This window comes from Terrabacter sp. 01T434, assembly GCF_056398545.1.
Map to the genome: position 1 here is coordinate 313,037 of NZ_JBFTPP010000002.1, position 23,178 is coordinate 336,214.

Annotated in this window: 14 protein-coding genes; 3 read left to right on the forward strand and 11 right to left on the reverse strand. The window is 69.7% G+C overall.

The genetic code is table 11. The features are described 5' to 3' along the window. Positions 1-12: 12 nt before the first annotated feature. The 10 genes from AC1DIW_RS06705 to AC1DIW_RS06750 all read right to left on the reverse strand — a co-directional run bounded on the left by AC1DIW_RS06705 (position 13) and on the right by AC1DIW_RS06750 (position 12,090). Positions 13-864: a carbohydrate ABC transporter permease gene (locus AC1DIW_RS06705; RefSeq protein WP_478106950.1), complete on the reverse strand. Its 852-nt coding sequence runs from the start codon at positions 862-864 to the stop codon at positions 13-15. Continuing rightward, complete coding sequence (locus AC1DIW_RS06710; RefSeq protein WP_478106951.1) at positions 864-1,832, reverse strand: carbohydrate ABC transporter permease; 969 nt, start codon at positions 1,830-1,832, stop codon at positions 864-866. The genes AC1DIW_RS06705 and AC1DIW_RS06710 overlap by 1 nt, the downstream gene beginning before the upstream one ends. A 38-nt stretch (positions 1,833-1,870) precedes the next feature. Then, entirely contained in the window at positions 1,871-3,196 is a 1,326-nt protein-coding gene (locus tag AC1DIW_RS06715) for an ABC transporter substrate-binding protein (RefSeq protein ID WP_478106952.1), read from the reverse strand. A gap of 232 nt (positions 3,197-3,428) precedes the next feature. Then, positions 3,429-3,905 carry a hypothetical protein gene (locus tag AC1DIW_RS06720; protein ID WP_442278479.1) on the reverse strand — a complete coding sequence of 159 codons (477 nt, stop codon included), beginning with the start codon at positions 3,903-3,905 and terminating at the stop codon, positions 3,429-3,431. A gap of 113 nt (positions 3,906-4,018) precedes the next feature. Further along, positions 4,019-5,311, reverse strand: coding sequence for a glucoamylase family protein (locus AC1DIW_RS06725; RefSeq protein WP_478106953.1), 1,293 nt, complete (start codon positions 5,309-5,311; stop codon positions 4,019-4,021). Between the two features lie 141 nt (positions 5,312-5,452). Continuing rightward, positions 5,453-6,499: a LacI family DNA-binding transcriptional regulator gene (locus AC1DIW_RS06730; RefSeq protein WP_442278477.1), complete on the reverse strand. Its 1,047-nt coding sequence runs from the start codon at positions 6,497-6,499 to the stop codon at positions 5,453-5,455. A gap of 90 nt (positions 6,500-6,589) precedes the next feature. Continuing rightward, entirely contained in the window at positions 6,590-8,443 is a 1,854-nt protein-coding gene (locus AC1DIW_RS06735; RefSeq protein WP_478106954.1) for an ABC transporter ATP-binding protein, read from the reverse strand. After that, positions 8,440-9,393, reverse strand: a complete 954-nt coding sequence (locus tag AC1DIW_RS06740; RefSeq protein ID WP_478106955.1) for an ABC transporter permease — start codon at positions 9,391-9,393, stop codon at positions 8,440-8,442. The genes AC1DIW_RS06735 and AC1DIW_RS06740 overlap by 4 nt, the downstream gene beginning before the upstream one ends. Continuing rightward, positions 9,390-10,379, reverse strand: coding sequence for an ABC transporter permease (locus AC1DIW_RS06745; RefSeq protein ID WP_442278474.1), 990 nt, complete (start codon positions 10,377-10,379; stop codon positions 9,390-9,392). Before AC1DIW_RS06745 ends, AC1DIW_RS06740 begins: the two co-directional genes overlap by 4 nt. Positions 10,380-10,446: 67 nt before the next feature. Next, positions 10,447-12,090, reverse strand: coding sequence for an ABC transporter substrate-binding protein (locus AC1DIW_RS06750; RefSeq protein ID WP_478106956.1), 1,644 nt, complete (start codon positions 12,088-12,090; stop codon positions 10,447-10,449). 211 nt (positions 12,091-12,301) lie between these two features. Between AC1DIW_RS06750 and AC1DIW_RS06755 the strand changes: the two genes are divergently transcribed. Genes AC1DIW_RS06755 through AC1DIW_RS06765 form a run of 3 tightly spaced genes read left to right on the forward strand, consistent with a single transcriptional unit; the run spans position 12,302 to position 20,221 of the window. Next, a complete protein-coding gene (locus AC1DIW_RS06755; RefSeq protein WP_478106957.1) occupies positions 12,302-15,694 on the forward strand; it encodes a GH36-type glycosyl hydrolase domain-containing protein in 3,393 nt (1,130 codons plus the stop codon). Position 15,695: 1 nt separating this feature from the next. Beyond that, on the forward strand, positions 15,696-17,894 hold the full coding sequence (locus AC1DIW_RS06760; protein ID WP_478106958.1) for a glycoside hydrolase family 3 N-terminal domain-containing protein: 2,199 nt from the start codon (positions 15,696-15,698) through the stop codon (positions 17,892-17,894). Next, positions 17,891-20,221, forward strand: a complete 2,331-nt coding sequence (locus AC1DIW_RS06765; RefSeq protein WP_478106959.1) for a beta-galactosidase — start codon at positions 17,891-17,893, stop codon at positions 20,219-20,221. Before AC1DIW_RS06760 ends, AC1DIW_RS06765 begins: the two co-directional genes overlap by 4 nt. Positions 20,222-20,802: 581 nt before the next feature. Here AC1DIW_RS06765 and AC1DIW_RS06770 read toward each other — a convergent pair. After that, a complete protein-coding gene (locus AC1DIW_RS06770; RefSeq protein ID WP_478106960.1) occupies positions 20,803-23,178 on the reverse strand; it encodes an AAA family ATPase in 2,376 nt (791 codons plus the stop codon).

Sequence of the window (23,178 nt, forward strand, 5' to 3'; positions counted from 1 at the left end):
CTCGGTGGGGGCTCAGTCGCCGGCGATGCCGGTGCGCTCGACGCCCTCGACGATCCAGCGCTGGAGGAAGAGGAACATCAGCAGCAGCGGCACGATCGCGACGAGGGCGGCCATGAAGAGCTGGCTGACCTGCACCGACTGCGCCGTGAGGAACGTCGACAGCGCGATCTGCACCGTCCACGACTCCTGGTCGCGGCCGATGACGAGGGGCCAGAGGAAGGCGTTCCACGAGCCGATGAAGGTGATGGTGCCGATGGCCGCGACGAAGCCGCCTGAGTTGGGCACGACGATGCGCCAGAAGGTGCCCCAGTAGCCGAGGCCGTCGATGAACGCCGCCTCCTCGATCTCCTTGGGGAAGCCGAGGAAGAACTGTCGGAAGAGGAACGTCGCGAGCGCCTGGAAGAGGCCCGGGATGATGAGGCCGCGCAGGGTCGAGATCCAGCCAAGGGTCGAGACGAGGACGAAGCTCGGCACGAAGGTGACCGCCGCCGGGATGAGCAACGTCGCGGTGATCGCGTAGAAGACGGCGTTGGACCAGCGGTAGGGGATGCGGGCCAGGCCGTAGCCGGCGAGGCCGGAGATGATCAGCACGCCGACCGTCTGGGTCACGGCGATGAGGCCCGAGTTGAGCAGGCTGCGCGCCATCGGGATCGCCGGGTTGTCGAAGAGGCCGGTCAGGTTCGAGGTCTCCCAGACCGGCGGCAGCCAGTGGAAGTCCGGCGAGCCGAGGTCCTGCTCACGCATGAACGCGCTGCGGATCAGCAGGTAGAAGGGGATGAGGAAGAGCCCGGCCGCGACCACGAGGGCGCTGTAGCGGGCCCATCCCGTGACCCGCGACTGGCGCTTGCTGCGCACGATAGCCATCAGTCGCCCCTGTCGCCGAGTCGGAGGATGCGGCCCTGCACCACCGCGATGATCGCGATGATGAGGGTCAGGATGACCGCACCCGCCGAGCCGTGCCCGAAGTCCTGGCCCGAGCCGAGCGCCGTGTAGTAGAGGTAGACGAGCGGCGGCCGCGCGTAGGGCGGGTAGGTGCCGAACGTCGAGAGGATGTTGTAGAACTCGTCGAACGCCTGGAAGGCGTTGATGAGCAGGAGCAGCAGCACCGCGGTCGACGTCGCGCGCAGCTGCGGCAGGGTGATGTGGCGGAAGACCTTCCACCCCTCCGCGCCGTCGATGGCGGCCGCCTCGTAGAGCGTCGGGCTGATCCGCTGGATGCCGGCGAGGAAGAGGATCATGTAGAAGCCGACCTGCAGCCACAGCCGCGCCGTGACGATGACGAGCCAGTACCACGGGGGGTTGGCCAGGCTCAGCCACGGGATCGAGTCGATGCCGAACCAGCCGAGCACCCCGTTGGCCAGGCCGGAGCGGATGCCGCTGAAGATCGACATCTTCCAGATCAGCGCGGCCACGACGTAGGAGCACGCCGTCGGCAGGAAGAAGACCGACCGGAAGAACGACTGCATGAGCCGGGTGCGGGCGACGAGCAGCGCCGCGCCGAGGGAGATGACGAACGTCGTCGGCACGATGAAGACGGCGAACGCGAGGAACGTGACGAGGCTGCTGCGGAACGCCGGGTCGGCCAGCATGTCGAGGTAGTTGCCGGCGCCGACGAACTTCGTCGGGGTGACCGTGTTGTAGGACTCGAAGAACGACAGGTAGATCGACCACGCGATCGGCACGTAGACGAAGACGATCAGCCCGATGACGAACGGCCCGACGAAGACCCAGAACCACAGGTTGCGGTCCTGGCGCCCGCGCAGGCGCCGACCGAGCGACGGCCTCCCCGCGGTGGGGGGTGGTGTCGCCCGGTCGGTCGCCTTCCGCTGCACGGCCGTGTTGTCGTATGCCGTCGGGTCGGCCTGCGCTGTCAGGCGAGGACCCGCTTCAGCTCGGGCTCGGCCACGGCCTTGACCTTGGCGATCTCGCCGGCCGGGTCGGCGCCCTCCTTGACGATGCGGTTCATCGCGTCGCCGAAAGCCGTGGCGCACTTGGGCGTCCAGAGGATCGGGCTCTGCGCGTGGCCGACGTCGGTCGCGAGCTTGGCGGCCTCGGCGGCCTGCCCGCTCTTGAGGGTCGACGCCTGGCTGATGAGGCTCGTCCGGGACGGGATGTGGAAGCCGTAGCTCGTCGCGAAGTCGAGCTGGTCCTGGGTCTGGTCGACCCACAGCCACTTGGCGAACTTCTTGGCCGCCTCGACGTCCTTGCTCTTGGCGCTGACGCACGAGCCGTAGGCACCCACCGGCACGGACGCCTTGCCGCTGCCGTCGAGTGCGGGCCACGCCATGACCCCGAAGTCGTCGCCGAGGCCCTTCTTGATGTCGGGGAAGGTCCACAGGCCGGTGAACTGCATGGCCGTCAGGCCGGAGGTCAGGGCTGAGGCGTCGAACCAGTCCTTGGGCGTGCCGAGGAGCAGCACCTTGGCGTCCCACATCTCGCGGAGCTTGCCGAGGGCGGTCGCGGCGCGCGGGTCGTCGAACCCGAACTGGTTGTCCTTGGTGAGGTAGTCGAGACCGGCCGACCAGAGCATCGGGCCGCCCATGAGGCCGGCGCCGCCGTCGTTGCCGAGGAAGAGGCCCTTGACGTTGCCCTGCGTCAGCTTCTTCGCCGCGGCGATGAGCTCGTCGATGGTCTGGGGCGGCGTGACGCCGGCCTTGTCGAGCATCGACTTGCGGTAGACGAGCAGCTGCATGTCGACGACCTGCGGGATGGCATACGTCTTGCCCTGATAGGTCATCCGCTCGAGGATGCTCGGGTTGAAGTCGGACTTCGTGTCGGCGAGGAGGTCGGTGAGGTCGACGACCTGGTTGCCCTTGATCATGTCGATCGTCGGGCCGTTGCCGTACTCGAAGACGTCGGGGCCGGCGTCCGTGAGGAGCGAGGCGGCCGTGGACTGGTCGTAGTCGCCGGGCTTCCAGCTGACCTTGACGGTGGCGTCCTTGTAGCCCGCGGCGTACTTCTCGACGGCCTGCTGCGTGCCGGCCTCGCCGTACTGGTGGTACCACTGGTTGATGGTGGCCCCGCTGCCGCCGCCGCTCGCGCCGCCCGTGGCCGCCGGCTGGCGTCCGGTGTTGCTGCCGCACGCGGCGAGCGCACCCGTGACCGCAGCGGCACCGCCGAGCGCGAAGAGCGAGCGCCGCGTGAGGTTGGCCCCGAGGGCCTGGCCGATCTCGCGGCCGATCTGCTTGTCAGACATAGGTTCCCCTGCGTCCTTCCTGCCCGGGTGTGCGGGCACCGTTGACGACGGTGGGCGCTCGGCCAGTCTGCTCGACCTCGCCCACCGTGCGATCGTATGCCCGAGACCTCCGCGTATGCCGGATGGGCCACCCCGTGACGTCAGCGCGGCCCACCCCGATCGAAAGAGCGATCCGTCCGGCCCGCGGGCGGACGGATCGCTCTTTCGATCGAGGGAGGGGTGTCGGCGGGGCTCAGATGGTGGCGGCGGAGTTGAGGGGGTTGTCGTCCAGCGTCTCGCGCGCGGTCTGGAGCAGCTGCTCGACGAGTACGAGCGTCTGCTCGTCCTCCAGCGTCATGCGCCGCCCGAAGTGGCCGCGCGCCAGGGCGACGCCGACACCGACACGCAGGAAGCTCGAGCGGACGTCGGTCAGGGTGTCGGGATCCATGCGTTCGAGCAGCCGAGTCACAGAGAGCAGTCCCGACACCACGGGACGACCGTCGAGCTCGAACTCGTCGAAGAGCCAACGTCTCTCGGCTGCCGCGGTGCCGAGCAGGTCCCGGCCGGGACCGGTGCTGCGCAGCGCCGCGTCGGTGACCGCGTCCCAGAAGGCGCCGCGCTCGTCGTCGTCGAAGCGGACCCGACCGACCAGGGCGCTCAGCACCCAGACGGGGCCGAGCCGCAGCGTGAACCACTCCTGCTCCGACCACTGCTCACGCCACTGAGACACGCCCGCCACACCGCCTCTCGCCCGTTCCGGACCCCACCAGCGTACGACCGGCTCGAGCGGCTGGGGTGGTGGAGCTTCTCCGGCACCGGGTGCCGGAGGAGCTCCACGACATGTCACGACAGTGGCATCTCGCGGGCCGCGACGACCGGGCGGAGCACGGCCTCGACCTCGGGCGTGGCGAACCAGCGGCGCAGGCAGTCGTCGGCGAGGACGTTGGCCAGGGAACCGAGCACCATCGACTGGTCGAGGGACAGGTGGCGACCCGCATGCCGACCCGTCCGGGTGTCGACGGCGTCGATGAAGCCGCCGGGACCGTAGGCGCCGAGGTCGCGCTCGATGCGGACGAGGTTGTCGGTGGCGGCGTCGAGCTCGACCATGAGGGCCATCGCCGATGCGTGCGGGGTGACGACGACCTCACCGTCGCGTTCGCTCGGGTAGCCGTCGGCCTCCCACGCGATGGGTGGCACGCCGAACACCGAGTAGCCCTCACCGGGACAGGCCGACGGGCTGAACCCCCAGTAGCCGTAACCCTGCTCGTCGAGGGCGTACTCACGCTGGAGCGCCACGGTGCGCGCCTCGTTGACGCCCCAGGTGTCCGGCGCCCACCACGCCTCGGGCACGAAGATCGTCGGCATCAGGGCCTCGAACATCGAACCGCCGAAGGTCGGCACGACGTCGCGGCCGCGGTAGTGCCGCAGCGGCGCGTCGAGCGCGGCATAGTGCTCGGGCGGGATCTGGCCGCGGGCGATCCCGACGTAGCTCGCGATGCGCGGCTCGGAGTCGAGCAGGTCGTAGTGGTGCTTCGTGTGGAAGACGTCCGCGTGACCGGGGACGAAGGACGCGCGTCGCGTATCCACGCCGGGGTCCTCGACCCAGAAGCCGCCCGTGAGGCGCCCGCCCGGCCCGTCCGGTCCAGCGGCCGCGTCGTGGAAGACCCCGAAGTTCATCCGGTCGAGCACGACGTGGGCCTGCGCCGCGACCCGAGGCTCGGCAGCCGCGGCCACCATGAGCCCGGCCGCGAGCCATCCGTTGTCGACGCTCGAGAGGAACTGCTGGATCTCGTGCCCGCTGTCGGGCATCTGCCGCAGCAGGGCACCCGAACGGTCGTCGTACCAGTTGAAGAACATCCCCGACTCGTCGTGTACCTCCATCCCGGCGAGCGTCGTGAGCAGCCGGGCGAGCAAGTCACGGGCCTCATCGGCGTCGACGAGCCCGAGGTCGCGGGCCGCGACGGTGCACCAGAGCAGCCCGCCGATGTTGGTCGGCGAGGTGTAGCCGCTCCGGGTCGCGGGGTCGAGCGAGGCGGCGATGCTGTCGGTCGGCAAACCCGTGTCCGGGTCGGTCATGGCCTCGAAGGAGCGCCAGGTGTCGGCGGCCCAGCGGGTCAAGAGGGTGCGGTCAGGCATGCGAAGTCCTTCGGTTTGGGAGGTGTCGGGAACTGCGCACTCGACAAGGAGCGCGGCCCGACGGACCGCCACGACACGGCATACGCCAGCGGGTCGAGCGTGGCGAGGCGAGCGCGTGGCGGTCGGTCGGTGCGGGGAGCGTCAGGCGCCGGCGATGGACGTCTGGTCCCAGTCGCAGCCGCACGAGCCGCGCACCACCATGCGCGTCGGGAGGACCTGCGGGTGGACGTCGAACTTCCGCCCGCCGATCCGCTCGTGGAGGCGGATCGCCGCCCACCGGCCGAGCTCGCGCATCGGCTGCTGCACCGTGGTCAGGCCGGGTGCGAGGTAGCGCGAGGTCATGATGTCGTCGAAGCCGACGACGGCGACGTCGTCCGGCACCCGACGACCCTCGCGGGCGAGGAGGACCATGGTGGCGAGGGCGAGCTCGTCGTTGGCGCAGACGAGCCCGTCGACGACCGCGCCGGCGGCTTCGGCCTCGCGCAGCCCCTCCATGACGCGTCGTGCCGAGGTCTCCTCGTACTGGACCGGGATCGGGCCGGCCACCTCCGCGCCACGACTCCTCGTCAGCGCGTGCTGGAAGCCGCGGTAACGCTCCGAGACGTCGTGCGAGGTCTCCGGGTCGCCGACGAAGACGAGCCCGGTGCGGCCGTGCTCGAGCAGGTGCCGGGTCAGCTCGGCCGAGCTGATGAAGTTCTCGACCTGCACCGCGTCGCAGCCCTCGATCGCGTCGCGCGCGACAAGCACCGTCGGGGTGGTCTTGACGATCTGGCGCACCATCGTGTCGCTGATCGTGTCGTTGGCGATGACGATGCCGTCGATGCGCCCCAGCATCTTGCGCACCGAGGCCTCGGCGTCCTTGGACGCATCGCACACCACCACCACCACGGACTGGCCGCCCCGGGCCGCCGTGGACTCGAAGCCCGAGAGCAGCTCGGAGTAGTAGGGCCCCCGCAGGCCCGGCAGCACGAGCCCGTGTGTCTGGTGCGACGGCACGTCGACGGATCGGCCCGCCCGCAGCGGGACGTACTCGAGGTCCTCCACCGCCCGCAGCACCCGCTGCCGGGTCATCGCCGAGGCCGGGGTCGAGCCGCTGAGCACGCGCGAGACCGTGGCGATGGACACGCCGGCGCGCTCGGCCACGGTGTAGATCGTGACCGGTCGCGCGTCGTCGTACTCCGTGGACACCCAGGCTCCCTCTTCCGGGTCCACTGTGCACGGGCGCGCCGTCCTTCACAACTCCAGCCACGAGTCCAGCCACGAGTCCAGCCACGCGCCTCAGAACGGATTGGGGATCGCGTCGAGGAGCGTCCGGGTGTAGTCGTCCTTCGGGTCACGGATGACCTCCAGCGTCGGGCCCTTCTCGACGACCTTGCCGCCGTTGAGCACGATGACCTCGTCGGAGAGCATGCGGGCGCTGAGCAGGTCGTGGGTGATGTAGAGGATGCCGACGTCGTTGTGCTTGACGAGGTCGTTGAGCAGCTCGAGCACCTCGGCCCGGATCGACACGTCCAGGCTCGAGATGGGCTCGTCGGCGACGATGATGTCGGGCTCCACGGCGAGCGCCTTGGCGATGATGACGCGCTGGCGCTGGCCCCCGGACAGCTCGTAGCCGTAGCGATTGATGAACCGGTCGGCCGGCGTCAGCGCCACCCGCTCGAGCAGCTCCTTGACCCGCTCACGCAGCTCCTCGCCCTTGAGCCCCTGGTAGTTCACGAGCGGGCGCGACAGCACGTAGCCGAGTCGCTTGGCCGGGTTGATCGAGCTGTAGGGGTCCTGGAACACCATCTGGACGTCGCTGCGGTACTGCCGCAGGGCGCGACCCCGGAAGCCCGAGACCTGCCGGTCACCGTCCGGCCCGTGGAAGACGATCCGGCCTTCCGTGGGCTTCTCGACACCCGTGATCATCCGCGCGATCGTCGACTTGCCGCTGCCGCTCTGGCCGACGAGCGCGGTCACCTCGCCGCGGCGCAGCTCGAAGCTGACGTCGCTGACGGCCTCGGTCCGCGTGACGGTGAGTCCGCGACGGCGCTCGAAGACCTTCGTGACGCCCTGCACCGACAGCACGACCTCGTTGGTCAGCGCGCTGCGGGACTCGTCGGCCGTCTTGACGAACTGCGGCCCCTCGAAGCCGCGCTTGGCCTCGCCGAACCTGGCGGCGCCCCCGTCCTCGCGCTGGAGGACGGCGACGTGGCAGGCCGCACGCCCGCCCTGGAGCGGCACGAGAGCCGGCTCCTTCTCGACACAGAGCTCGATGCGCTCGGGGCAGCGCGGCGCGAAGCTGCAGCCGACGATGTCGCGGCTGAGGTCCGGCGGCCGTCCCGGCACGTAGGTGATCTTCACGGTCTCCTGCCGCGGATCGCCGTACGAGCCGAGCAGCCCCTTCGTGTAGGGGTGCAGCGGCTCGCGCACGAGCGCCCCCGCGCTCTGGTCCTCGACGATGCGGCCGGCATACATCACGAGGATGCGGTCGGAGAGGTCGAGGACGGTGCCGATGTCGTGACTGATGAAGAGCACGGCGAAGCCCTGCTCGGCCTGGAGCCGCCGCACGTTCTCGAGGATCGAGTGCTGGACGACGACGTCCAGCCCCGTCGTGGGCTCGTCGAGCAGGATGAACTTCGGCTCGAGGGCGAGGGCTAGGGCGAGGTTGACGCGCTGGCGCATGCCACCGGAGAGCTCGTGCGGGAAGGCGGTCATGAACTTCGGGTCGATGATGACCATGTCGAAGAGCTCGCGGATGCGCCGCGTGACCGCCTCGCCCCGCAGCTTCGAGTGCTGCTCGATGGCGTCCCGGAACTGCCCCTCGACCCGGACGACCGGGTTGAGCGAGTTCATGCTGCTCTGGAACACCGTCGAGATGTCGCGCCACCGCAGGGCGCGCAGGTCGTCCTCCGCCAGGTGCGTGATGTCGGTGCCGTCGAACGTGATCGAGCCGCCGCTGATGCGGCCCGGCCGCTGCAGCAGCCGCAGCAGCGCGACGCCGAGCGTCGTCTTGCCCGAGCCGGACTCGCCGATGAGGCCGACGAACTCGCCGGGCTCGATGCCGAAGCTGACCTCCTGCACGGCGTCGAGAGGGCGGCTCGCCTTGGGTTCGTACCGGACGCTGAGGTCGCGGACGTCGAGGAGTGTCATGCGTCCTCCCTGAGGTGGGGGTTGCTGAGCAGGTCGACGCCGAAGTTGATGAACGTCATCGCGGTCATGAGGATCGCGAGCACGAGTCCCGGCACGAAGACCCACAGCCACAGGCCCTGGGCGATCGCCCCCTGCGCGTTGGACTGGTAGAGCATCGTGCCCCACGACACGCTCTGGCTGTCGCCGAGACCGAGCGCCGCGAGACCGGCCTCGGCGCCGATCGCGCCGGTGGCCGCGCCGACGAAGCTCGCGGCGACGAGCGAGGTCATGTTGGGCATGATCTCGCGGAAGACGATGCGCCACGTCCCCTCACCGGAGAACTTCGCCGCGGTGACGAAGTCGCGGTTGCGCAGCGTGATGATCTGCGCCCGCTTGGCCCGGGCGGCGCCGGCCCACGACGTGATCGAGATGATGCCGACGATGAGCCAGATGCCGCGCACCTCGGAGTAGGCGACGAGCGTGATGATGAGTGGGAGCGCCGGGATGACGAGGGCGACGTTCGTGATGAACGACAGCACGTCGTCGAGCAGGGTGCCCTCGGCGTAGCCGGAGATCATGCCGATGACGAGGGCGATCGCCGTCGCGATGAAACCCGCGAACAGGCCCACCAGCAAAGAGATCCGGGTGCCGTAGATGAGCTGGGAGGCGATGTCCTGACCGCTCGTCGTCGTGCCGAGCCAGTTGGTCGCGCTCGGGCCGGCCAGCGGGGTGAACGAGCTGTCGAGCGGGTCGTGGGGCGCGATGAGCGGCGCGAAGATCCCGACGAGCACGTAGACCGCGAGGATGACGACGCCGACCCGGGCCTTCTTGCTGCTCCAGATCACCTGCCACCACTGCTCGGGTCGCCCGGCGTCGCTGACCTGCTCGACCGCGAGGGTGGCGAGGGCCTGGTCCCGCTGGCCCTCGGCCACGAAGTCCCCGGTCGGTGTGGGGATGGGGGTGGTGCTCATCCTTCGGCCCTCCTCGCTCGTGGGTCGAGCACGCCGTACAGCAGGTCTGCGGCCAGGTTGGCCACGAGCACGCCCGTGGTCGTCAGCAGCATGAGCGTCTGCAGCAGCGGGTAGTCCTTGTTGGCGACGGCCTCGCCCATGAGCCGGCCGAGGCCGGGGTAGTCGAAGACGGTCTCGACGAGGATCGCCCCGCCGAGCACCCCACCGAGCGCCAGGGCGAAGCCCGTCACGCTGGGCAGCATGGCGTTCCGCGCTGCGTACTTGAGCGCGACGTGGCGGTCGGGCAGGCCCTTGGCCTTGGCCAGCCGGATGTAGTCCTCGCCGAGGTTCATGATCATCGTGTTGCGCATGCCGAGGATCCAGCCGATCGGGGTGACGATGAGCAGCGCCACTGCCGGCAGGAACGAGTGGGAGACCGCCTCCTGGATGAAGGGGAAGTTGAACCCCGGGGTGGACTCCTCGTAGCCGCCCGACGTCGGGAACCAGCCGAGGCTGTAGCCGAAGACGTAGAGCAGGAGCAGACCGATCCAGAACGGCTGGAGCGTGCCGAGGAACGTCGACCCGAGCGTCGTGACGGAGTCGAAGCGCGTGTTGCGTCGCCACGCGGCATACGCACCGAGCACCACGCCACCGGCGAAGGAGAGCACCTGGGTGATGGTGACGAGGATGATCGTCCACCAGAACGCCTGGCCGATCACGTCGGTGACCTTGTAGGGGTAGTACGTGTAGGACAGCCCGAAGTTGCCGTGGGCCAGGTCACCGAGGTAGTTCACGTACTGGCTCAGCAGCGAGCCGTCGGGCGTGCCCAGCATGGCCCGCATCGCCTTGACCTGCGCCGGGTCGAGCGCCGCGTCCTTGCCGGCGAGGCGCTTGACCATGATCTCGGCGGGGTCGCCCGGCTGCAGGCGTGGGATGAGGAAGTTCAGCGTGACGACCGCCCACAGCGTGGCGAGGAAGAAGCCGAACTTGCGCGCGAAGTACTTCATGCGGGTCTCCTCCCCGCCGGGGCCGGGGCGGCTGCTGGTGCAGCCACCCCGGCACGCGAGCAGGGGGTCACTTCGGCGCAGTGAGGTGCGTCAGCACGAGGAGCTTGTCGTCCTGCGGGTTGGCGTACGGGTCCTGCTCACTCGGCCAGCCGACCGCCTTGTCGGAGCGGTAGATGATGCGGGCCGGAGCGTAGAGGAGTGCGGTGACCGGGTACTTCGTCATCATCGTCTCGACGAGGGGCGCGAGGTCGGCCTTCTGGCTCTCCTTGTCGGTGTCGGACGCCAGCTTGGCGACGGCCGCATCGACGGCGGGGTCCTTGAAGCGCTCGACGTTCGGGAAGATGTCGGTCTTCGTCGGGATCTGCGTGCTCGAGAGCTTGGCGCCGATGTTCTTGGAGAGCTCGCAGCCGCCGTGCAGGTACTCGAGCATCAGCTGGAAGTCGCCGGACTTCTTCTGGCCGTCGACCGAGTCGGGCGCGGAGGCGGTGACCTTGGCGGTGACCCCGGCGTCGTTGAGGCCCTTGACGACCACGTCGGCGATGGCCTGGTAGTCGATGAAGCCGGCCTGCACCGAGAAGTTCACGGCGAGCGGGGAGCCGTCGGGCATGGTCCGCTTGCCGTCGGCGCCCTTCTTGTAGCCGGCCGCGTCGAGCAGCGAGTTGGCCTTGCCGAGGTCGAACGGCATGACCGTGTCCTCGCCCCCGTAGTTGGCCGGGAGGAGCGACGCCATCGACGGCAGCTTGAGCCCCGTCTGGCTCGCCGGCTTCATGACGCCGTAGGTCGCCTTGACCGACATGTCCTGCTTGTTCATCGCGTAGGAGATCGCCTCGCGGAACTTCACGTCGTTGAACGGCGGCTTCTCGTCGTTGCCGGTGAGGACCGTCATGCCGTTGGGCGCGTAGTAGAAGTGGTTGTTCTTCGGGTCGGCGTCGACGAAGGTCTTCTTCGGGTTGGGGATCTCGCCCCAGTAGGCGTCGAGCTGCCCGGAGCGCAGCTTGAGCGCGGCCTGGGCCGCGTCGTACTGCCCCTCGAGGACGATCTTCTTGACCTTGACCTTGTCGGCCTGCCAGTAGTCGGGACGACGCTCGAGCACGAGCTGGCGTCCGTTGTAGCTGGCGACCTTGAAGGGCCCGGTCGAGACGGGCGTCTTGTCGACGAACTTCGTCGGGTCCCCGACCTTGGAGTAGACGTGCTCGGGCAGCATCTTCGTACCGATGATGCCGTCGTACTTCGCGGCCGCGTTGCCGGTGAACTCGAAGACGACCTGGTCGCCGACGGCCGTCACGGACTTGGCCGGTGCACCGAAGCTGTCGGTCCAGACGCCGGCCTTGTCGAAGGCGGGGTACTGCTTCATCAGGTTGAAGGTGAAGGCGACGTCCTTGGCCGTGAAGGCCTGTCCGTCGCTCCACTTGACGCCCTGGCGGATGTCGAGCGTGAGCTTGGTGCCGCCCTCCCACGTCGACTTCGTGGCGAGCCACGGCGTCTCCTCGCAGGTGAGGTTGTTGCGCACGATGAGCGGCTCGTAGAGCCAGGTTCCCGTGAGCGGCTTGGGCGAGTTGGGGTTGTAGTTGACGAGTCCGCCGACGGCCGCGTCGGCCTCGGAGGGGAACGTCAACTGGTCGATCATGCCGCCGCTGCTGCCCTGGCCCTGCTTCTGGGCCGCGCCGCCGGCGCAGCCCGTCAGGGCGAGGGCGGCGGTCAGGCCGGTCACGATCAACAGGGGTTTGGTACGAGCCAGCGTCATTGCAGACCTCCGTGTGGGGCGGGATTGCCGTCAGATTAGGTGCACTCCGACGACGACTGTCAACGCTCTGGAGGCATGTAACTACTTTCATGGCTTCACTCGTGCGCAGCGTGACTTTCATTTGTTTTCAAGGGGATTCACTCTGGAGTGAAAACAGGCCCGCTGATAGGAAAGAACAGTGCTCGACGACAACGCTGTCCTGACCGCTCCGACGGTCCACTCCCTCGAGGGCTGCTCCACGCTCTTCGCCGAGGTCCTCGACAACGGTGCGCTGCGCCGACTCGAGGCCTTCGGCACGAGCCTGCTGCTCCACCCCGCGACCGTTGCAGAGGCGGGTCTGACGAACGTGCACCTGCGCGTGCACCGGCCGGACGGCATACGTCGTCGGGCCCTGCTCGGGCCGGGCAGCGGCTCCGTCGTCACGCCCGGCGAGGCCGCGGTCACTGTCACCGGGCACCACGACGGCATCGACTACCGCCTCGTCCTGCGCCTCGGCGACGAGCACGCGAGCTGGCACTGGGACCTCGAGCTGACGAACACGTCGGACGAGCCGGTCACTGCGGACGTCGTGCTCACCCACGACCCCGCCCTCGCGCCGCTGGGCGCCGTGCGCACCAACGAGTACTACGTGAGCCAGTACCTCGACATCTCGCCGGTCACGACGACCAGCCACGGCACCGCGGTCGCTGTGCGACAGAACATGCCCGGCCAGCGCGTGCCCTGGCTCATGGTCGGCACCACCGGCACCGGCACCGGCTGGGCGACCGACGCGCTCCAGCTCGTCGAGCGCACCGCCCACGGCGTGCGCTGGCCCGGTCTCGACGCGGCCGACCTGCCGAGCGCGCGCCTCCAGCACGAGCACTCGCTCATCGCGCTGCAGGACGCCCCGGCCGAGATCGCGCCGGCCGACACCCGCCGCACCGGCTTCTGGGGCATCGCCCTCGAGGACCATCCCGAGGCGACGTCCGACGCCGACGCACGCTGGGCCGATGTCGCGGTGGCGAGCAGCGCCGTCGAGACCCCCCGAACCGACCCCAGCGCAGCCGACCCCACCGCGGCCACGCTGTGGTCGTCCAGCCCCGCCTTCCCCTCGCGGGCGCTCGACCGCGCCGAGCTCGACGACGCGGGCCTGCTCGACGGCCGCACCGACATCGAGACGGCCGCCGACGGCACCGAGCTCGCCTGGACCGTCCGCGGCGGCCAGCTCGTGACGCCCGCCAAGGAGCTGAGCGTCCTGCGCCCGCACGGTCACCTGCTCCGCACCGGCGACGCCTTCACCCCCGACTCCCGCTCGCTCGCCTCGACGGTGTGGATGGCGGGCACCTTCCACTCGCAGATCACCCGCGGCCACGTCGGTCGCAACCCCGTGGTCACGGGCCGCCGCACCTACCTCGGCCTCCAGCGCGCCCACGGCGTCAGGCTTTTCGTCGAGGACGCCGACGGTTCGTGGTCGCTTCTCGAGACCCCGAGCGCGTGGTTCACGGCGCTCGACCACTGCACGTGGTGGTATGCCGGCACCTCGGGTCCCGTGCTCACCGTGACCTCGGGCGCCCCGGCCGACGAGCACTCCCTGGGCCTGTCGGTCGCCCAGCACGGCGCGGCGCCTCGTCGGGTGCTCCTCGCGCTGCAGGTCGCCGACGACCTCACCGATGCGCCGACCGTGTCCACCGCGGGCGACCACCTCGACGTCACGACGGCGCACGACCCCCGCCCGTGGCGCGTCTCATGGACCGGCCTCGGCAGCGCCGAGGTCGGCGACGCCCGCCTCCAGGCCGACGGCGTCAGCCGTGGCCCGGGGTGGGTCACCGTCCTGTTCGACCCGAGCGACCGTGTCGAGGTCGTCGTCGCCTCCGCTCCCGACGCCGGTGACGCGCCCGACGGAGAGGTGGTCCCCGCCGGCGAGCACCTCGGGAAGTCGTTCTGGGACAAGGCTGGTCACGCCGTCAGCCTCGACGGTTCCTCGCTCGGCGTCGCCGGGTCCCAGGCCGCGAACCTCTCTGCTGCCCTGCCGTGGTTCACCCACAACGCATTCGTGCACTACCTCTCACCGCGGGGGCTCGAGCAGTTCTCCGGTGGCGCCTGGGGAACGCGCGACGTGTGCCAGGGGCCGGTCGGCCTGCTCACGGCGCTCGGCCGACAGGAAGCCGTGCGCGACGTGCTCCTCCGCGTCTTCCGGGCCCAGAACGCCCGCGGTGACTGGCCGCAGGCATTCGAGTTCCTCCCGCCCCTGCCCGAGACGGGGCAGCAGGACTCGCACGGCGACGTCGTCTTCTGGCCCGTCCTCGCCGCCGGCGACTACCTGCGCACGACCGGGGACGCGAGCCTGCTCGACGAGGTGGTGGCCTTCGTCGGCGACGACGCCCTCGGCGAGCCGGCGACGGTGGCCGAGCACCTCCAGCGTGCAGTCGACCGCATCACGGAGAGCACGGTCCCCGGCAGCCCGCTGCCCGCATACGGCCACGGCGACTGGAACGACTCGCTCCAGCCGGCCGACCCGCACCTCGCCGCCCACCTCGTCTCGACGTGGACGGCGGTGCTCCAGACGCAGTCGCTGCGCACCCTCGCCGAGGGTCTCCACGCGGTCGGCACGCCCGGTGACACCGCCACCCTCAGCGCCGACGCCGACGAGCTCGCCGAGCGCACCCACGACGCGCTGCTCGACCAGCTCGCTGCCGACCCGGTGCTGCCGGGCTACCTGCTGCACCACGACGACGGGCGCTTCGAGCCGCTCGTGCACCCGAGCGACGAGCGCACCGGGCTGCACTACGGCGTGCTGCCGTGGATCCACGCGATCGGCGCCGACCTCATGACGCCCGAGCAGGCGCGGCACCACCTCGACCTCATCGAGGAGCACCTGCTCGGCCCGGACGGGGCGCGCCTCTTCGACCGCCCGGTCAGCTACGTCGGCGGCCCCATGACGGTCTTCCAGCGCGCCGAGGCGAGCACCTTCTGGGGGCGCGAGATCGGATTGATGTACATGCACGCGCACCTGCGCTACGCCGAGGCGCTGGCCCGCGTCGGCAAGGGCGCGGCCCTGCTCACCGCCCTCGCCAAGGCGAGCCCCGTCGGGCTGGACTCGCTGGTGCCGCAGGCACGCCCGCGTCAGACGACCTGCTACTACTCGTCGTCCGACGGCGCCTTCACGGACCGCTACGACGCCTCGGAACGGTATGCCGCACTGCTCGCGGGCGAGGTGCCCCTCGAGGGTGGCTGGCGCATCTACTCCTCCGGACCCGGTCTCGTGCTGCGGCTCGTCACGGAGGTGCTCCTCGGCATCCGTCAGCGCGGCGACGAGGTCGAGGTCGACCCGGTGCTGCCTCCCGCGGAGGACGGCGCCAGCGAGCTCACCGCGCGTCTCCCGCTCACGGGCCGCGACCTGACGATCCGCTACGTCGTCGGACCCGAGGGCCACGGCGTGCGCCGGGTCACCGTGGGCGGGCGCGAGCTCGAGCTGCGACCCCTCACCAACCCCTACCGCCGGCCGGGCGTGGCCGTCCGGGGCGCCGACCTGCTGGCCGCCACCCCCGATACCCCCGAGACCGCCACCGAGATCATCGTGGAGACCCACTGACATGACTGACGTCACCACCACGCCGCCCACCCCCGAGCGGCCGTGGCTCGATGCCGCGCTGCCCGTCGAGGAGCGCATCGACCTCCTCCTGACCGAGATGACCCTGGCCGAGAAGGTCGGCCAGACCCACCAGGTCGCCAACATCGACCCCGAGGCCGACGCCGACGAGATCGCGGCCGGCCGGATCGGGTCGAGCCTCTACGCCTCCGGTGCCACCGCAGGCAACGAGCGCGACGAGGGCGTCCTCGTCGGCAACATCGACGCCGCCCAGCGCCACGCCGTCGAGGGCAGCCGCCTCGGCATCCCGCTCCTCTTCGGCCGCGACGTCATCCACGGCCACCGCACCGTGGCCCCGATCCCGCTCGGCATCGCCGCCTCCTTCGACGAGGGCCTTGCCGAGGAGATCGGCACCATCGCGGCCCGCGAGGCCGTCGTCGACGGTGTCGCCTGGACGTTCGCCCCGATGGTCGACCTCTCCGAGGAGCCCCGCTGGGGCCGCGTGGCCGAGTCGCTCGGCGAGACCCCGGTGCTGTCGGGCCGCCTCGCCGCCGGTCTCGTCCGCGGCTTCCAGGGCGACGACGTCAGCGACCCCGACCGTCTCGCCGCGTGCGCCAAGCACTTCGCTGGCTACGGCCTCGCCGCCGGCGGCCGCGACTACGACACGGTGAGCGTCGGGGAGAACACCCTGCGCAACCTGCACCTGCGGCCCTTCAAGGCCGCCGTCGACGCCGGGGTCACGACCGTCATGGCCGCCTTCAACGACGTCGACGGCATCCCGATGCACGCCCACGAGCACCTCATCCGGGGAGTCCTCAAGGGCGAGTGGGGCTTTGACGGCATGGTCGTCGCCGACTGGAACGGCGTCGGCCAGCTCGTCAACGCCGGCGTCGCGGCCGACCTGCGCGAGGCAGCGGCGCAGGCCATCCGGGCCGGCGTCGACCTCGACATGTGCTCCGGCGCCTACCTCGCCCACCTGGGGGAGCTCGTCGAGTCCGGCGACGTCGACCTCGCGCTCGTCGACGACGCGGTGCGCCGCGTGCTGCGGCTGAAGTTCCGCCTCGGCCTCTTCGAGCGTCCGTATGCCGCCCGCCCCGGTGCGTCGAACGCGCCGACCCCCGAGACCCGCGAGGTCGCCCTCCGGGCCGGCCAGGCCGCGCACGTGCTCGTCAAGAACGACGGTGTCCTGCCGCTCGACGCGTCGGCCGGGGCGACCGGCTCGGTCCTGCTGAGCGGCGCGTTCGTCGACGACGGCGACGCGCTGCTCGGCACGTGGGTGCTCGACGGCCGGGGCGAGGAGGTCGTGACGCCCGGTCCGGCCCTGCGCGAGCGCCTCGGTGAGCGGGTCACCGTCGCCGACGGCCGTTTCTCCGACGTGACGCTCATGCAGGCGCGCGCCGCCGAGACGACCGTCCTGCTCCTCGGCGAGCACCGCTCCCGTTCCGGCGAGGCGCAGTCGGTGGTCGACATCGGCCTGCCGCCGGGCCAGCTCGAGGTCCTCCGTGCGGTCGCCGCCCTGGGCAAGCCGCTCGTGGCCGTCGTCTACACGGGGCGCCCGCTCGACCTCAGCGAGGTCCTCGACCTCGCCGACGCGGTGCTCGTCGTGTGGCACCCCGGCACCGAGGCCGGCAACGCCCTCGCCTCCGTGCTGCTCGGCGAGGTGGAGCCGAGCGGCCGGCTGCCGATGACCTTCCCGCTCTCGACGGGGCACATCCCGACGAGCACGCACCAGCGGCCGACGGGCCGGCTCATCCGCGCCGACGTCGACCACAAGGAGGGCCGCTACATCGACGCCCTCACCTACCCCCGCCTGCCCTTCGGGTTCGGCCTGTCCTACACGACGGTCGAGTACTCCGCGCCCGCCGTGTCGACCGAGACGCTGCCCACGGACGGTTGGGTCACCCTCTCGGTGACCGTCACGAACGCCGGCGCGCGGCCCTGCCGTGAGGTCATCCAGCTCTACTTCCGCGACCCCATCGCGCAGGTGACCCGACCGCTCGTCGAGCTCACCGACTGGGCGCTCGTCGACCTCGAACCCGGCCAGGCGCGCGAGGTCACCTTCGAGGTGGCAGCCGAGCAGACGGCATACGCAGGCCGTGACCTGACCACCCGCGTCGACGAGGGCGAGATCGTCCTGCTGACCGGCCCCGACTCCGCCCGCCTCCAGCCCGTGTCCGTCACGGTGACGAAGAAGGACTCATGATCGAGATCAGCCAGCGCCAGATCCGCATCGACGGCGAGCCGCGCATCGTCATGGCGGGGGAGGTGCACTACTTCCGCGTCGCGCGCGCCGAGTGGGGGCAGCGCCTCGACCTGCTGCTCGAGGCCGGCTGCGACACCGTCGCGACCTACATCCCGTGGATCTTCCACGAGCTGCCCGACGGCACGATCGACGTCACCGGCGAGACCCGGCCCGAGCGTGACATCGGCGCGTTCCTCGACCTCGCCGCCGCGAAGGGGCTTCGCGTCCTCGCCCGGCCGGGGCCGTTCATCATGGCGGAGCTGAAGAACGAGGGCATCCCGTTCCGCGTCTACCGCGACCACCCGCAGATCGTGCCGCTCGGCTGGGACGGCGTGCCGGTCACCTCGCGGACCGTGGACTACCTTGCGCCCGAGTTCCTTTCGGAGAGCGGCCGGTGGTTCGACGCGATCATGCCGGTGCTGGCGCCGCGGCTGCAGACGGCCGGCGGCCCGATCGTCGGCGTCCAGCTCGACAACGAGATCGGCATGCTCGCCTGGGTGACGAACTCGCCCGACCTCAACGACGGGCTCGTCGCGTCGTTCGGGGACTTCGTGCGCGAACGGCACGGTGACGCGGGGCCGTATGCCGTGTCGCCGGGAGAGGACGGCTGGGCGGAGGTCGTGCGGTCGCCGAAGGAGGAGTGGGCCGGCGTGCTGCGCCTCGACCTGGGGCTGTTCATGCGGCAGCGCTTCGCCTCGTACGTGGCGGCACTGCGCGGGATGTGCGAGGAGCGCGGCGTCGCGGGCGTGCCGTTCTTCATCAACATCCACGGCACCGAGGGCGGCAACGGCGCGCCCTTCCCGATCGGCATCAGCCAGCTCGTCGACACGTATGCCGGCATCCCGGGGATGGTCTCGGGGTCGGACCACTACCTCGGCGAGGCCACCCTCAACACGATGACCGACCTCTACGTCATGAACGCCTTCATGGCGGCCGTGCACGACGCGGACCAGCCGCTGACGTCCCTGGAGTTCGAGGCGGGTTCGGGCGACTACGGCGCCGGGGCGGAGATGCAGTACGACCCGTCGACGGCCGACCTCAAGACGCGCCTGTGCCTCGCCCAGGGCAACCGGCTCATCAACTACTACCTCTTCGCCGGCGGCATCAACCCGCCGCTCGACGAGAAGGTCGACGACGGCAACGATCGCGTTTCCTTCACGGGTGAGCGGCACGGCACGGCGGCGCCGGTCGGTCCGGAGGGACAGCGCGGCTACGCCTACGAGGCGACGGCGCGCGGCGTGCGTGCCGTCAAGGCCAACGAGCCGTGGCTCGCGCGGATGGACGAGGAGCACGACGACGTCACGCTCGGGCTGGTGCTCGACGCCTACATGACGGAGTACCACCACCCCGGGTCGGACGTGATGACCGAGGTGGTGAACGACCTGACGTCTCACCGTGGCGCCGGCGAGCGAAAGGCGCTGGCCCGCTCGCTGCTGCTCGGCGGCTTCCGCTTCGGGGCGACGCACCTCGAGCGTCGGGACCCGAAGCCGGGGTCGACCGTGCTCCTGGGGACGGGGCTGCATCTCTCGCGCGTCGTGCAGGAGCGGCTCGTCGGACACGTCACCACCGGCGGCAACCTCGTGCTGCTCGGCCGGGTGCCCGAGCGCGACCTCGACGGGTCACCGTGCACGGTGCTCGCGGATGCGCTGGGGATCCGCGGCGGCGAGGTCCTGCGCGACACCGGGCACTACTTCCCGTCGCTCGTCGCGCAGGGTTGGGCGCAGCCGTGGCCGGAGATGCGGGCCGGCTGGCTGCAGCAGCTCGAACACGAGCGCGGTGACGTCGTGCTGACCGACCTCTACGGAGCCGTCTGCGGCGTCGACGTTCCGCTCGGCGAGGGCCGGGCGATCGTCCTGGCCGCGCAGGTGCCCTCGGACCCGGCGCTCTTCGACCGGGCCCTGTCGAGCCTCGGCGTCGCACCGGGCCTGCGGCTCGAGACGCAGTGGCCGGGCGTCTTCGCCACAACGACGCACACCGACGACGGCGAGCGGGCGCTGCACGTCATCAACACGTCGGGCGCGCCGGCAACGGTGACGGTGGCGCTGGACGGCACCCCGATCGCCACCGGCGCGACCCTGAGCGTGCCGCCGCGGTCGGGCCACATCCTGCCCCTAGGGCTCGAGGTGGCCGGGCGGCGCCTCGACTGGGCCTCGGCGGAGATCGCGGGAATCGATGATGACGGCACGATCCATTTCCGCCCCGGCCTCGACGAAGACGGCGGCACGACGATCGTCGTCGACGGCGCCCAGGTGGTCCTGCCGGCAGGAGAAGACACCCTCCGCCACTAAGGCACGGAATCACAGAACGGCCGGGAAGCGACAAAGAGTCGCCACCCGGCCGTTCTCGTTTCTCGTAGGGCCCGTAGCCCATCCCGCCCAGAATGAAGCGGTCTACTTGCGCAGCGATCTGCCGATTTCTGGATCTTCACCCACACGTTGCCATCGATCGGGTTGAACCCGGCGTCCTTGAACGCGTCGCCTGCGAGTCTCCCCCTCCGCAGCGGCCCGCTTGGTGTCCACTGCTTCGACTGCACTACCGACGACCGAACTTGAAACGGCCCTCCCAGCGATGGCCCACGACGGACGGGCATCTCAGCGCCCCGTCAGCCGGTCGAAACACGCGACTCGGGAGTCGCGCCACTCCTGCACGTTGGAGGCGGTGCAGCGGGGAGGTCCTCGGAGGGTCAGACAACCGCAGGATTTCGCCTGCCGCCAACGGACCAGCGCCGACTTCTACACCGCCAGCCACAGCGCGGCTGCTTCCGGCTCGGGGAAGGGGTCGAGACCTCACCGCTCCCTGTGCATCTAGCTGTTGCGTGAACCGAGGCCCGTGCCAAACGGCGGCCGGTAGGCCTTGGCGCGGTTGGTAGTCACCCGGTGATGGCGCGGTCGTCCACGTAGCGCAGGTGGCCCACGCCGCCATCGGGGTCGTCGCTTCGCTCACCAAGCTCAATGGTGATGAGGCTGTCGCCCTCGTAGGCGGGGCTCAGTTCGAGGGCTAGGTAGTCGAACAGTTCACGCTCGTGGACAGCGATGACAACCTGGCGGCCGTGCTGCTTTGCAAGCGTGCGGATGAGGGCGGCGAACTGAGCGACATGCACTTCGTCCATGGCCTGCACCGGGTCGTCAAAAACCAAACAGGGGACCACCGGTTCGACGGCTAGATGCAACGCGAGAAACAGCGACAGCGCCGCCGTGTTGAGGTTGCCGGCGGACAGCATCATCTGTGGCGGACCGCCGGGGTCACCGTTCCGCAGGTGCGTTTCCAACGTAACTTCGAGAGCCGTTCTCGTCGCCGACGGGATACCGAAGGAGGGAATAAACTCTTCGTTGGGCGCGAGTCGGGTGAACAGATCGGCCCACACGTTGTTCAGAGACTCCGTGAATACGCGCTGAACGATAGTCGTGCGGGCCGCTGATGCCGCATCGTGGACGTCGCGTGCGATTCGTTGACGCCGCTTCGCCTCAGTGACATATCCCTCCCATGCGGTACGACGGTCAACCGCTTCCGCTACGCGGGTAGTCGCCGCTTGGTAGGCATCGCTCGCAGTTTTCAGACGGCGCGACGCCTCGGCCATCTCTCGGCGGGCTAGGTCAGCAGACTGCAGCTGCTCGACGGCTCTGGCGGACAGTTCGACGAGCCGGACGCACGCCTCCGACGGGCTTTCGCTAACGCTAATGGTGGTGTGGAGCCGCTCGGCGAAGTCCGCCAACCGGTCGCCGATGAACGCGTGTTCGCTGTCGGCGGTGTCGAGTTGATCCGCGGCCCGCAAAGCGGCCTGCTCGTCGGCGTTGACCGTTTCGCTTTCACGGATGACCGGGTCGAGGTCATTGAGGCGGGCGCTAAGACCCTCCAGGGTGACCTGCCTGTTCCCTAGGTCCGCGAGACGCTCTGGCGAAAGAAGTCGATTGTCGATGACCGCGAGGTCGCGCCTGCTTTGGTCGACGAGTTGCGCAAGTTCGTCTCGACGGCGGCGGAGTTCAACGAGTTGAGTTCCTTGCACCGCGAGCCGAGCAATCTTGTTCTGGACGTGGGCGCCTAGATGCCCAGCGCCGAGTTCTGCATAGTTGCGGTCACAGACTGGGCAGATGTCGTCTGTGATGACGCCCTGGACCGCAGCGAGGCCCTCGACAAGCGACGATGCCTCCAATTGTGCTGCCGCCAGCTCGCTTTCCGCCTTTGTTAGAGCAGCCCGATGCAGAGCGTGCTGCTCGTTGGCAACGGCTCTCTCTCGTCGCAACCGCTCCTGCTCAGCGAGTTCAGTCGCGTTGTTTGACAGGGCGGCCGTGACGCCTTGAACCCAGCCCTGCGTCAGGTCGATTCCAACGAATTCGGCATCGGCGACCCATGAGGCGAGCACTGGCTGGCGTTGCTGCTGCCAGTCGAGTTTCCGTGCTGTGGCGGCTTGAAGCGCGGCCTGTGCTTCGTTGCGGCGTTGGGTAGTCGTCCGTTCGGCGACCGCTGCGACGCGTCCTCGAAGTCCAGCGAGTTCGCGGTCCGTGTTCAAAGCCTGCCGCAGCGCTGCTACCACGTTTGGCTCGGTTTGCCGAGCGAGTTGCAGGATCTCAGGAATGTCGCGTGTGCCGGGAATGCTGATTCCCGCGGCGGCGAGCAGTTCAACGGTTTGCGTGACCGCGTGGTCGAGTTCCTGCGCGGCGGCTACTCGTTGCTTCGACGCTTCGGTTTCGTCGCGTTCGGCGCGCTTAGCCGCGTCGTCGGCCTCGGCAAGCCTGTCAACGAGTTTCTTCAGCGTTCGAAGGTTGGTCGCATCGTGGAGTCCAGTTCGAAGCGCGTCAAGGTCTTCAAGTCCGAGGAGTTCGTTGACAAACCTGGCAAGGATAGACTCCTGCTTTCCCTCACGGACTTGATACAACTCCAGGAGGCGCCCCAAGGAAGTTTGGTCGAGGTAGCAGCGTTCGCTGTAGAAGCGCGCCTGCTCAGCGTTTAATGCTGGCTGCCCCGTCACTCGGGAGCCCGCGATCGTCATCCGGTCCATCAGTGTCGGCCGAAGCGTCTCCGCGACGTCGACTTGGACGGTCGCGAACGGCTGGCCTGTGTACGGCAGGTGTGCCGTGTAGTGCTCGTCTTGACGTGCCATCGAACTAACGCGGCCGGTGAGTGCCATTTCGAGTGCGGACAAGATGCTGGTCTTGCCGGTGCCGTTCGGTCCGTGAATGAGTACGACGGGCGCATCAAGCGAGATGCGGCGGGTGCCCTCAACGCGGCGGAAGTCGCCGAGGGTCAA

Bases quoted from the DNA above. Each gene is read 5' to 3' on its own strand.
- AC1DIW_RS06705 (WP_478106950.1), bottom strand. From the start codon at position 864: ATGGCTATCGTGCGCAGCAAGCGCCAGTCGCGGGTCACGGGATGGGCC.
- AC1DIW_RS06715 (WP_478106952.1), bottom strand. From the start codon at position 3,196: ATGTCTGACAAGCAGATCGGCCGCGAGATCGGCCAGGCCCTCGGGGCC.
- AC1DIW_RS06725 (WP_478106953.1), bottom strand. From the start codon at position 5,311: ATGCCTGACCGCACCCTCTTGACCCGCTGGGCCGCCGACACCTGGCGC.
- AC1DIW_RS06735 (WP_478106954.1), bottom strand. From the start codon at position 8,443: ATGACACTCCTCGACGTCCGCGACCTCAGCGTCCGGTACGAACCCAAG.
- AC1DIW_RS06740 (WP_478106955.1), bottom strand. From the start codon at position 9,393: ATGAGCACCACCCCCATCCCCACACCGACCGGGGACTTCGTGGCCGAG.
- AC1DIW_RS06745 (WP_442278474.1), bottom strand. From the start codon at position 10,379: ATGAAGTACTTCGCGCGCAAGTTCGGCTTCTTCCTCGCCACGCTGTGG.
- AC1DIW_RS06760 (WP_478106958.1), top strand. From the start codon at position 15,696: ATGACTGACGTCACCACCACGCCGCCCACCCCCGAGCGGCCGTGGCTC.
- AC1DIW_RS06765 (WP_478106959.1), top strand. From the start codon at position 17,891: ATGATCGAGATCAGCCAGCGCCAGATCCGCATCGACGGCGAGCCGCGC.